The following is an 11,901-nucleotide window of genomic DNA, read 5'->3' as shown; positions in this document are numbered from 1 at the left end:
TCATGCGAGCCACAGCCGTCCTGCTCGCCGCTGCTCTGGCGGCGAGTGCGTTGACCAGTGTCCAGGCCGCCCACGCAGCCGATCCCGACGTACTCAACGTCTCGTTCGGTGGTTCGTTCTCGAGTGGCAACACCTACACGGCCGCGACCGGTGAGGTGATGGGTGGCACGGTCACGCGCCGGTCGGGTGCCGAGTCGCTCGACCCGGCCCGTGGTGTCGTCCTCGGCGGTGGCGTCGATGGCGTCCGGTTCCAACCGAGTACGGCGCTGAGCGGTGGCGACGTCCAGCGGTCGTTCCTGATCGAGACGGCGTACACACCGGACGCGACCCAAGGAAACCTCGCCACGATCACTGCGGTCGGCGGCGCGATCTTCGGTCGCTACAACGGCAGCAACTTGCAGTACGGCTTCAGCGTCGAGAGCGGCGGTGAGTGGCGGGACGTCGTTCAGAGCGTCCCAGTGCCGTCGGCGGGTGAGCAGCACGTGCTTGCGCTTGCCTATGAGGTCGGCGGTGGCGGCGCGACGCTGCACGCCTTCCTGGACGGGCAGCAGTTGCCGGCCGCGGTCAGCACGGAGGGCGCGGCGACCTGGCATCCGGACGCCGGTGCGGACCTCGGGTTCGGCAACGAGGTGCATCCGTCGGCGTTGCAGCGTGGGCTGACGGGCTCGATCCGGCAGGTGCGGTTGGCGACCTTCAGCGGCGCCTTCAATCCGGCTGATCTGAAGTTGGCCCGGCCGGTGGTCTCGACCGCGAAGGTCAGTGTCGGGTTCGAAGGCGCGATCGGTGCTGACGGCAACTACCAGCCCGCGCTCGGCGAGCGGGCCGATCCGGTGCCATCGATCAGCGGCGGCACTGTCCCGGAGCCCGGTCGGCTACGGCTCTCCGGCGCCGCGGGGGTCAGCTGGGATGCCTCCGGGCTGCCGGCCGATAGCGGAGTCTTGGCGGAGACCATCGTGTCCCCGGATGTGCTTCGCCCAGGCGTCCAGTTGATCGACCTGCTCGGTGTTGCCCAGCTCGTCGTCGGCACTCACGACGTCGAGCTCAAGGCAGGCGGCCAGACCATTCCGGTTGAGCTGCCGGCTCCCGCGGTCAAGGAGGGCGTGCGGTACTACTACCTCGGTCTGGCGATCGAGAACGGCGACACCGTCACCGCGCTCACCAGTGCGACCGCCGTACGACGTACTGTCCCCGACGCAAGGTCCAACGGACAGGTGCGGTGGCTGGGCGGGGCGCGTGGGACGGCGTACGGCATCGGTGTCAGTACGTTCCTTGGCAAGCCGCCCGCGGAGGCCAAGGGCCTCACCGCGTTGCCGTGTGTTGTCGGCAAGCTGGAGCCCGGGCGCACGCAGCCGGTGGCCGAGGGGGAGTGTGTCACCTCCCTAGTGGCCAAGGCGTCGGCGATCCGGCCGGACGCTCGGCAGGTCGCATGGCAGCGGATGGAGCAGACAGCGTTTCTGCACTTCGGCGTGAACACCTTCACCGGGCTGGAGTGGGGTCATGGCGACGAGGACCCGAACCTTTTCCAGCCGACTGGTCTGGACACCGACCAGTGGGCCCGGACCCTGCGAGACTCCGGCTTCAAGCTGGCCATCCTGACGGTGAAGCACCATGACGGCTTCCTGCTTTACCCGTCCCGCTACAGCAAGCACAGCGTGGCCTCCAGCTCGTGGGAGGAGGGCAAGGGTGACGTGGTGCGGGCGTTCGTCACCTCGATGCGCAAGTACGGCCTGAAGGTCGGGCTCTACCTGTCACCCGCGGACGAGAACCAGTACCTCGACGGCGTCTACGCCAACGGCAGTGCGCACACACCACGGACCATCCCGACCCTGGTGCCGGGCGACGACCGCGAGGGACGTGACCTTCCGCAGTACACGCTCACCGCGTCGGACTACGGCGCCTACATGCTCAACCAGCTGTACGAGCTGCTGACCGAGTACGGGCCGGTGGACGAGGTGTGGTTCGACGGTGCGCAGGGCCGGATCCCACCGGACAAGGTGGAGACGTACGACTTCCCCAGCTGGTACACGCTGATCCGTGCACTCGCGCCGCAGGCCACGATCGCGGTCAGCGGTCCGGATGTGCGCTGGGTCGGCAACGAATCCGGTCTGGCCCGGCCGGACGAGTTCAGCGTCGTACCGACCATCACGAAGCCGAACGGCTCACCGGACTACGCACTCGGGTACGCCGCCGCCGACCAGGGCAGCCGGAAGGCGTTGCTGGCCGGGCGGGACGCGGGTGCGACCGAGCTGGCCTGGTGGCCGGCTGAGTCGGATGTGTCGATCCGTGAAGGCTGGTTCCACCACCCGGAGCAGGAACCGCGGTCGGTGGATCAGCTGACCGACATCTACTACAAGTCAGTCGGCCGGAACTCGGTACTGCTGCTCAACATCCCACCCGACCGCCAGGGCCGGTTCGACGATCGTGACGTGACCCGACTGGCCGAGTGGCGGGCCCGACTGGCCGCGGACATGCCTCGCGACCTGGCCCTGGAGGCCGAGGCGACCGGTGACGGCGTGAGCCCGCGGGCCGCGATCGACGGAAACCCGGACACGTCCTGGCGGAACCCAGGCACCGGCACGCTGACCCTCACCCTGCCGAAGGCGGCAACGGTGAGCAGGGTGTCACTCGGTGAGGACATCCGGTACGGCCAGCAGATCGAGAGCGGTGTGGTCGAGGTGCGGACGGACGACGGCTGGCAGCAGGTGGCCACCTTCGGAGCGATCGGGCAGCGACGCATCCTGACCCTGGAGAGCCCGGCGACCACCGCCGAGCTCCGCGTACGGATCACCCAGTCCAGGTCGAAGGTGAGACTGGCAACAGTGTCTGTTTTCTGACTAGGACCGTGCTTAGGGCAGGCCTAGGGCACGTCTCTCAATTCCCTGCGTGCTGCGCGGCACTCGGCAGGCACATCGCGGCGTTGGAGGACGAGGCACGGAGAAACCCACTCCGAGCCTCGCCCTCCGCCTTGCGCTGCACTCCGCCGAGCACCTGCTCGCTACTGCAGGGAATTGAGAAACGTACCCTAGCGGCCATGCGTCTTCTGGCCGCGCTGCTGCTCGTCACGTCCACGGTGACCGGTCCCAACGACCCCACGCCGGTCATCGAGGGCTGGAAGACGTCACCGGTGTACGTCGATCCGACGCAGCGCTCACTCGTCCCGGACGAGGCCGCCAAGGAGCTGGCCGATCGAGTGGAGGACCACGAGCCGGCGATCCGGATCGCGGTGGTTCCGGCCGAAGCACTCAACGACGGGCGGCGGGACCGGCAGGACTCCGCCCGGGCGTACGTGGACTCCGCCGTCGACAAGCAGGCGGCGGACGGGATCTACCTGGTCGTGTTCGGCGGTGCGGTCACGTGGGGGAGCGCGGTAGGGGTCGACGCTCCGATCAAGGACATCCTGACTGACGAGCTGGCCAAGCACAGCCGGTCCGACGCGGTCGGCACGCTCAACGGGGTGCTGGACCAGCTCGACGTACCAGAGGCGTCGAGTGGTCTGCCCGTCTGGCTCTGGCTGATGCTCATCGTCCTGGTCCTGCTGATAGGCGGCGGCCTGGGGCTGCGCTGGTGGAGGTCCCGGCCTGACGGCGGGCCGGCGCTCTACCGGCCGTCGTACGACGTACTGCCGGACGAGGCGGACACGCTGGAGGAGCGGCGGGCGCTGGCCCGGGAGGATGTCACGCGGTTCGGTGAGGAACTGGATACCGCGGACGTGCGTCTGGACGGCGTGGATACGAAGGCGGACGTGCAAGCGGCGATGGATGCGTACGCCGACGCGGGTCGGGTAGTCGACGGTGAGCCCGACGACGAGCAGTTGCGTGGCGTGCGGGCGACGGTCGGGTACGGCCGCTGGCGGCTGGCCAGCGCACAGGCGCGGATCGCGGGCAAGCCCGCACCACAGTGGCGGGCGCTCTGCTTCTTCAACCCCGCGCACGGGACCTCTGTGACGGACTGGATGTACCGGCCACCCGGCGGACGGTCCCGTGAGGTCCCGGTCTGCGCAGCCTGTCAGGACCGGCTCTCGGGAGGGACACGATGAAACGACTGCTCGGAGCGCTCGCACTGGTCGCGGCCAGCGTCCTGCCGGCCGCGCCCGCCCATGCGGCCGACGACCCGGACGCCTACATGAACACCGTGGCCGCACACCTCGGTGACCCCGGTGTCTGGGTGGACCCGGAGGTGGACGAGCTGACCGCGTCGGAGGCCGCAAAGCTGGATCGCGCTGCCAAGTCGGCCGGGGCGCCGATGCGGATCGCGGTGATCCCGGTCGCGAAGATCAGCAACGCCGAGTCCAAGTACTACTCGTCCCCCGCCTGGGAGGGCGAGGAGATCGCCGACCAGCTGTACGACCGGGTCGGTGTCGAGGGCGTGTACGCCGTACTGGTCGACGCGACGTCGGAGTCCAAGGGCCGTGGGTTCCATGCCGTCCAGCGGGCTGACCACGGGCCGACGTACCACGTGGAAGACGCGGTGGACCAGGCGGTGGACTGCTGTGCGCCGGACTACGAGGACATGCTGGCCAGGTTCATCCAGCGCGCGCAGGAGGTGAACAAGCCGTTCTACGTTGACGCAGCGCCGTACGCCGGTGGTGTGGCCGGTCTGGTCGGGCTCTGGTACGGCGTCACCGCGCTGGGCGCCCGGCGGACGCGTCGGAAGGACGAGCAGGAGCACCTCGACCTCACCCGGCCGCTGCTGAACGAGGAGGTCATCGCGTTGTCGCAGCAGGTCTCCGCATTGCCGACGACGTCCGACCCGCAGCAGTCCAAGCTGTCCAAGGACATCCTCGACGCGGTCGAGAAGGCTCGGCGCCGGCTGGACGAGGCCAGGGGCGACGAGGACATCGAGGCAGTGACCACGCTGCTCGGCTCAGCGCGGTACGGCCTGCTGTGCCTGGACGCGGTACGGGCCGGGCAGCCGATGCCGGAGCCGACCGCGCCGTGCTTCTTCGACCCCCGCCACGGGCCTAGTACGGCGAGAGTCGAGTGGCAACCGGAGCGGGGAAGCACCCGCGAGGTCGACGTCTGTGCGGCGTGTAAGGAGCGGGACCTGGCCGGGCAGCAGCCGGAGATCAGGATGGTGAAGCGGTGGGACAGCCCGCGGCCGTACTGGACGCTCGGCGAGGACATGGCCGCGTACATCGACGGCTACTGGTCGCAGGGTGACGGCCGCCGCTGGTGGTTCCCGGACGACGACGCCCGCCGTGCCGCGGACAACATGCGGACTCGCTGGCAGTCGCGTCGGCCGGGTGCCCGGTTCAGGCGCTGGAGCTCCGACGTGGGCACCTCGGTCAGTAGCTGGTCGTCGTCCTCGAGTGGCTACGACAGCTCGGACGACGACGGCTGGTCGAGTGGCAGCAGCTCCAGCAGACGCTCCTGGTCGTCGCGCACCCGCTCCAGCGGTGGAGGCTCGTCCCGCCGCTCGTCACGGCGTTCAGGCGGCTCCCGCGGTTTCTAGCACCAGCGGCAGGTCCTGACTGTGCAGGACTGCCAGTGAGGTGACCGCACGGGTGAGGCAGACGTAGAGGCGGCGGAGGCCGGTGCGCTCGTCGGCCTCACCCGCGACGATGTCGGCCGGCTCGACCAGGACCACGTGGTCGAACTCGAGACCCTTGGCCAGTGAGGCCGGTACGACGTCCAGATGCGCGTCGACGTCGTCCTCGTCGCCGAGGACCGAGAACACGATCCCCTTGTCCTGCAAGGCCTTCCGGGTCGCCGTCACGAGTGCGTCAGGGACGATCAGTCCGATGGAGCCGAGGCGCGATGACACCTCCTCGACCGTGGTCACGGCCGCGGCGAGGCTGTCCGGTACGCGGGTGATGGTGAGCTCACCGCGCGCTCGTCGTACCGCAGTGGGAGGCGTGAGGTGCGGTGCGATCGACGGTAGGAGGCGGGCGGCGTACTCGATCACCTGGCCGGGCACTCGGAAGCCTGCGGTCAGCTCCTCGGTGTGGGCGCCGGTCTTACCCAAGTGCTTGAGTGCCTCGTCCCAGGACGGTGTCGCCCACGGTGTGGTGCCCTGTGCGATGTCACCGAGGACTGTCATCGAGCCGGTCGAGCACCGACGCCCCACTGCGCGCAACTGCATCGCTGACAGGTCCTGGGCCTCGTCCAGGACCACGTGCCCGAGTGACGGCGTACGGTCGACCAGATCGGCGACCTCATCGATCAGAGTGGCATCAGCCACGGACCACTTCGCGGCACCGGCCGACCGGGGTGCCTTGTCCCAGAGCAGCAGGGCCTGCTCCTCGTCAGTCAGGATCCCGTCGGCGTGCTCGGCCAGCAGCTCCGGATCGGTGAACAGCCGGAACACCAGCTTCGCCGGCTCCACCGCCGGCCAGAGCGCCTCGGCGTACTGCTTCACCGGACGACTCCGCGCCACTGCGTCCTGCACCCGGTCATCCGGGGAGTCACCGGCCGCCTCCATCCGCAGCAGTACGGCGTGCGCCAGCCGCTGCGGCAACATCGACCGACCCGCGCCGTACCGGACGCCACGGGTCCGCAGCTCGTTGACCAGCTCCTCTGCCTGGTACGCCGGAACCCGCCAGCGATGCGATCCGCGCGGCACCACCAGCGCCTCCTTCGGCAACTGCACCTGCGACCACACGGCCCGGTGCAGCACCTCCGCCATCCGGGCATCACCCTTCAGTACGTCGACCGCCGCAGCCCCCGGCCCGGCGACGCGCACCCGGGCGACCAGCTCCTCGACGGTCGTCTGCTTCGCCTCGATCTCACCCAGCGCGGGGAGCACGTCACCGATGTACCGGAGGAAGCTGGCGTTCGGCCCGACCACGAGCACCCCGGCCCGGCTGAGCTGGTCCCGATAGGCATAGAGCAGGTACGCCGCCCTGTGCAGACCGACCGCGGTCTTCCCGGTCCCGGGTGCTCCCTGGACGCAGATGGTGTCGTCGACACCGGCCCGGACGATCACGTCCTGCTCGGGCTGGATGGTCGCGACGATGTCACGCATCGGGCCAGAACGTGGACGCTCGATCTCCGCGTCCAGGATGTCGCTGTGCTCGTCGGGCGCGGCCGCTGAGGTCAGGTCCTCGTCCTCGAAGGCGGTCATCTCGCCGTGCGTGAAGCCGAACCTTCGCCGTACCCCCACACCCATCGGCTCGGTCCGGCTGGCCCGGTAGAACGGCACCGAGATATCTGCCCGCCAGTCCACCACCAGCGGCTCGCCGAGCGCGTCGTTCACGTGCCGGCGGCCGATGTGGAACGTCTCGTCCGTCGGCTCGAGGTAGTCCAGCCGGCCGAAGAACAGCGGCACGTCGGGGTCGTCCTCGAGTTCCTTCATCCGCCGCCAGATCGCGGCCTTCAGGAACTCCTGGTTGACCCGGTCCGCGCTGTGGATCTCCAGCGCGCCGGTCTTCTCCCGCATCACCGCGAGCGCGGCGCGCGACGTCTTCAGGTAGTCCTTCTCGGCCTGGAGGATGTCGGACGTATCAGCGGGCACAGCGAACCTCCGGCAAAGGGTGGGGGAAGCCCAGCCACGTTACTTGAGCACTTGGCGGAGCGAAACCGAATTACGCGTGCGCAGCCGGTCCTCGTGCAGGCCGGGGCGGAGCAGCAGGGGCAGGCTGATCGCGAGCAGGAGCAGGGCCACGATCCCGTCCAGCCAGTAGTGGTTCGCCGTCACGACGACCACCGCGAACGTGATGATCGGGTGGGCCAGCCACAGCCAGCGCCACTTCGACCGGGTGATCAGGATCATCGAGAGCGCGATCAGGGCGGCCCAGCCGACATGCAGGCTGGGCATCGCGGCGAATTGGTTCGCCACCCCGCCGGAGCGCTCTACGCCGTACACCGACTGGCCGAACTGCAGGCCGGTGTCGACGAAGCCCGGCATCATCCGCGGCGGGGCGAGCGGGAACGCGATGTGCCCGATCAGCGCCAGCCCGGTGACCGACACGATCGTCCAGCGGACGTGGGTGTAGGCCCTCGGCCGCCAGATGCTCAGCCAGAGCAGGACCGCGGCGGTCAGCGGTGCGTGGACACTGGCGTAGTAGAGGTTTGCTCCTTCGACCAGCTGAGGAATCTTCAGTGCCGCGTGCTGGATCGAGGCCTCGTTCGGCAGGTGCAGCCAGTTCTGCAGGGCGAGGATCTCGCGGGCGTGGTCGAACGCGGAGCCGGTGTGCTTCGCGGCGATCTGCCGGCCCGCGGTGTAGACAAGAAACAGGGTGGCCAACAGGACCGCTTCCCGTACCACCCGCCAGACGATCGGGCCGGACTTCGCGTCCCGCCCTTCGCCGTCCCCGCCGATCCCCACCCGCTCCAGCGCCTGTAGCCCCATGCTTTTCGACGGTACCTGGCGTTCCCTCAGGATTCGCCCAGGCGCAACCCTGGCGTTGCCCTGGGCAACCCCTGGGCACGCTCAGGGGCACCGTTCGTGACACGTCCGTCACGCCGTTGCGATCAGCTCTTGACGGGGTGGTCAGCCCTTCACGGCACCGGTCAGCACGCCCTTGGCGAAGTGCCGCTGCAGGAACGGATAGATGATCAGGATCGGCACGATCGAGACGACCAGGATCGCCATCTGGATCGACGCCTGCGGCGGGAGCAGTTCGGTGCCGAGCTCGGCGCTGCCCAACTGGGTGTCGTTGATGACGTATGTCCGCAGTACCAGCTGCAATGGCCACAGCTTGCTGTCGTTCAAGTACAGCAGGGCACTGAAGAACGCGTTCCAGTACGCCACCGCGTAGAACAACCCGATCACCGACAGGACCGCCTTCGACAGCGGCAGCACGATGTAGCCGAACGTCTTCAGCTCACCCGCGCCGTCGATCCGGGCGCTCTCGGTGATCTCGTTCGGCAGGTTCATGAAGAACGCGCGCAGCACGATCACGTTGAACGCGCTGACCATCGTCGGCACGATCAGCGCCCAGATGCTGTCCAGCAGCCCGACCCCCTTGACCACCAGGTAGGTCGGGATGATCCCGGGGGAGAACAGCATGCTGAACAGGATCACCAGCAGGATCGGCCGCCCGGCCGTGAACGACGGCCGGGACAGCGCGTATGCGAGCAAGCAGGAGACGGCGAGGCTCAGCGCCGTACCGACCACTGTGACGAACACGCTGACGAACAGTGCCTGGGTCACCACGCCGCCGGCGAACAGCGACTGGTAGGCGGCGAAGCTGACCGACTCCGGGAACAAGACCAGCCCGCCGGACTCGTTGATCTGCTTGTTCGGCGCCACGCTGGTCGAGATCACTCCGACGAACGGGATGATCACGACCGCGCAGAAGACCAGCAGGACGAGCCCCTTGAAGGCGCGCATCGGCCAGGACGGCATCGGTACGCCGTTCACGATCTTGCGACTCATCGCTGGTACACCCCCTGCTCGCCGAAGATGTGCGCGACCTTGTTCGCCGCGAGCACCAATGCGACGCCGACGAGACCCTTCACCAGTCCGACCGCGGCGGCCACGCCCCAGGCGCCACCGATCACGCCGTTGTTGTAGACGTAGGTGTCCAGCACTTCGCTGATGTCGCGGCCGACCGCTTGTTGCTGCAGGATGATCTGCTCGAAGCCGACGGTCAGCGAGTCGCCGAGCCGCAGGATGAACAGCAGGATGATGATCCCGCGCAGCCCCGGCAGGGTGACGTGCCACAGCTGCCGCATCCGGCTCGCGCCGTCCACACTGGCGGCCTCGTACAGCTGGGAGTCGATCTGGCTCAGCGCGGCCAGGAACAGGATCGTCGCCCAGCCGGTGTCCTTCCAGATGATCTGCGACGTCAGCAGCACGTGGAACAACTCGGAGTTCCCGATGATGTTGATCGTGGACAGGTCATGCGACCGCAGGTAGTTGTTCAGCAACCCGCTGCCGCCCAGCATCTGCTGGAACAGCGCGACCACGATCACCCAGGACATGAAGTGCGGCAGGTAGAGGATGCTCTGCGCGATCCGTTTGATCCGCTCGGAGAACAGTGAGTTCAGCAGCAGGGCGAGCAGGATCGGCGCCGGGAACACGAACACCGACTGCAGGCTGGTCAGGATCAGGGTGTTCTTCAGCGCCCGCAGGAAAGCCGGGTCGCCGTTGAAGATCACCGAGAAATTCGCCCAGCCGGACCAGTCGCTGCCGCCGATGCCGAGGAACGGCTGGTAGTCCTTGAACGCGATCACGTTCCCCAGCAACGGCACGTAGTGGAACGCGATGATCAGCGCGGTCCCGGGTAGTGCGAACAGCAGCAGCACCTTGTCCCGGAGCAGTCGCTGCCCCAGGCTCAGCTGCTGCTGCGGTCGCGTTTTGGATCGCTGGAGCATCTACTTCCCTGCCGCCTCGGAGAAGGCCTGCTCGAGCTCGGTGCGCATCTTGTCGCCGCCCGAGGACTTCCAGGTCTGGACCGCCGCCGTCCAGTCGGACACCGGCTTCTTGCCCTGCACGATCTGGTTCTCCAGGTCGGTCATCGTCTTGGCCAGCTGGGTCTGCTTCTTCGACTGGGTGTCGGAGTAGAGCCCGTACGACGCGTCGTACGTGAGCCGCGATGCGACCTTCTCCTGGATGGCGTGCTGCTTCTGCGGTACGTCGGGCTTGCCCGCCCAGTAGAGCGCCAGCGCGGAGTCGCTGATGTACTGCAGGCCGATGCCGGTCTCCACCACGCCGGTCTTGGTCGGCACCGGGTCCGTGCCCTTCAACGTGTAGTGGCGGCCGGCGACGCCGTACTTGCGGAACAGGTACTCCTCGGTGCCGAACGGCGCGGCCATCCAGTTGGCGATCTTCAGCAGTGTGTCGACCGAGTGCTTGCTGTCCTTGCTGAACGAGGTGATGTTGTTCAGTGCCGAGCCCATCCAGGGGGCGCCCTCGCCGCTGTCGAAACCGGGGACGTCGAGCATGTTCACCGAGAACGCCTCACCAGCGGTGTTGTCGGAGTAGTACTGGTTCCAGGCGACGAAGCTGTCGTAGTCGAAGGCCGCGATGCCGCCGTTGAACCACTGCTTGCGGGCGCTTGCCTTGTCGTTGAACGCGTCCGGGTTGATCACCCCGGCGGCGACCATCTTGCGGCCGGCCTCGAGGGCCTCGAGCTGCGACTCGTGCTCGTACATCGAGGTGAACTTGCCGCCTTCCTCCTTCCAGACGTTCGGGATCGCGAGCATCTGCCGGATGGTCGACAGCGGGACCCGGGTCCAGGCCCACTTGTTCTGCTTGGCCGCGGTCATCTCCTTGGCCAGGTCGAAGAACTCCTGGAAGTTCTTCGGCGCCGGGTCCTTGATGCCCTTCGCGGCCAGCAGGTCCGCGCGGTACAGCGGCAGCGAGGTCCGGGACATCCCGCGCGGCACCGGGACGCCGTAGATGGCGCCGTTGAAGACACAGCCCTTCCAGTACTCGGTCGGGATGTTCGCCAGGAAGGGGTACTTCTTGGCCGCGTCACCGGACAGCTGCTCGGTCAGGTCCATGCACTTGGCCTTCACCAGGCCGGGGATCTGCACGGTGTCGACCGGGATGTTGAGGATGTCGGGCAGGTCGCCGCCGGCGATCCGGGTGGCGAACTTGTCCTTGTACTCGTCGTTCGACGCCATGCTGATCTGCAGCTCGGAGCCGATCCGGTCGTTCAGCGCCTGCCAGAACTGGTTCTTGTCCACCGCCGGCGGGATCGCGCCGGGGATGTTGGTCATGAAGGTGATCGGCTTGCCGTCACCCGGCGCTTCGGTGATCGCCCGGACCGGGTTCGCCGGGTACTTCAGGAAGCCGTCCAGGACGACGTCGGTCCCGGGCAGGTCGGGCTTGATCTCGCCGTACTTGGTGTACGTCGGCAGCTTCACCGCCAGGTTGGCGGCGGTCGAGTTCTTCTTGTCCGAAGCACACCCCGCCAGCAGCGGCGTACCGGTGACCGCGACAGCGGCGGCGGCCAGGCCGCCGCCGAGGAATGTTCTTCTGCTGACTGGCATGAGGCCTCACTTCCATCGG

Annotated in this window: 8 protein-coding genes; 3 read left to right on the top strand and 5 right to left on the bottom strand. The window is 67.9% G+C overall.

The window, feature by feature from the left end; translation table 11 throughout:
• The first annotated feature begins 2 nt into the window (after positions 1–2).
• The 3 genes from V9K99_RS10025 (at position 3) to V9K99_RS10015 (ending at position 5,451) form a co-directional block, all read left to right on the top strand.
• Positions 3–2,834, top strand: coding sequence for an alpha-L-fucosidase (locus V9K99_RS10025; protein ID WP_337003410.1), 2,832 nt, complete (start codon positions 3–5; stop codon positions 2,832–2,834).
• 197 nt (positions 2,835–3,031) lie between these two features.
• Entirely contained in the window at positions 3,032–4,036 is a 1,005-nt protein-coding gene (locus V9K99_RS10020; protein ID WP_337003408.1) for a hypothetical protein, read from the top strand.
• On the top strand, positions 4,033–5,451 hold the full coding sequence (locus tag V9K99_RS10015) for a hypothetical protein (protein WP_337003406.1): 1,419 nt from the start codon (positions 4,033–4,035) through the stop codon (positions 5,449–5,451). Before V9K99_RS10020 ends, V9K99_RS10015 begins: the two co-directional genes overlap by 4 nt.
• Here V9K99_RS10015 and V9K99_RS10010 read toward each other — a convergent pair.
• The 5 genes from V9K99_RS10010 to V9K99_RS09990 form a co-directional block, all read right to left on the bottom strand.
• Positions 5,428–7,452 (bottom strand): HelD family protein, encoded by a 2,025-nt coding sequence (locus V9K99_RS10010; RefSeq protein WP_337003405.1) that lies wholly within the window; start codon positions 7,450–7,452, stop codon positions 5,428–5,430. The two genes, V9K99_RS10015 and V9K99_RS10010, sit on opposite strands and share 24 nt — an antisense overlap.
• Positions 7,453–7,491: 39 nt before the next feature.
• Entirely contained in the window at positions 7,492–8,289 is a 798-nt protein-coding gene (locus V9K99_RS10005; RefSeq protein WP_337003403.1) for a phosphatase PAP2 family protein, read from the bottom strand.
• A 141-nt stretch (positions 8,290–8,430) separates the two neighbouring features.
• Positions 8,431–9,318 carry a carbohydrate ABC transporter permease gene (locus V9K99_RS10000; protein WP_337003401.1) on the bottom strand — a complete coding sequence of 296 codons (888 nt, stop codon included), beginning with the start codon at positions 9,316–9,318 and terminating at the stop codon, positions 8,431–8,433.
• On the bottom strand, positions 9,315–10,259 hold the full coding sequence (locus V9K99_RS09995) for an ABC transporter permease (RefSeq protein ID WP_337003399.1): 945 nt from the start codon (positions 10,257–10,259) through the stop codon (positions 9,315–9,317). The genes V9K99_RS10000 and V9K99_RS09995 overlap by 4 nt, the downstream gene beginning before the upstream one ends.
• A complete protein-coding gene (locus tag V9K99_RS09990) occupies positions 10,260–11,882 on the bottom strand; it encodes an extracellular solute-binding protein (RefSeq protein WP_337003397.1) in 1,623 nt (540 codons plus the stop codon).
• Positions 11,883–11,901 lie beyond the last annotated feature (19 nt).

Origin of the sequence: Kribbella sp. CCNWLW201, from assembly GCF_037203805.1 — a bacterium.
Classification (GTDB): domain Bacteria; phylum Actinomycetota; class Actinomycetes; order Propionibacteriales; family Kribbellaceae; genus Kribbella.
This window is presented reverse-complemented; position numbering and strand designations above follow the sequence as displayed.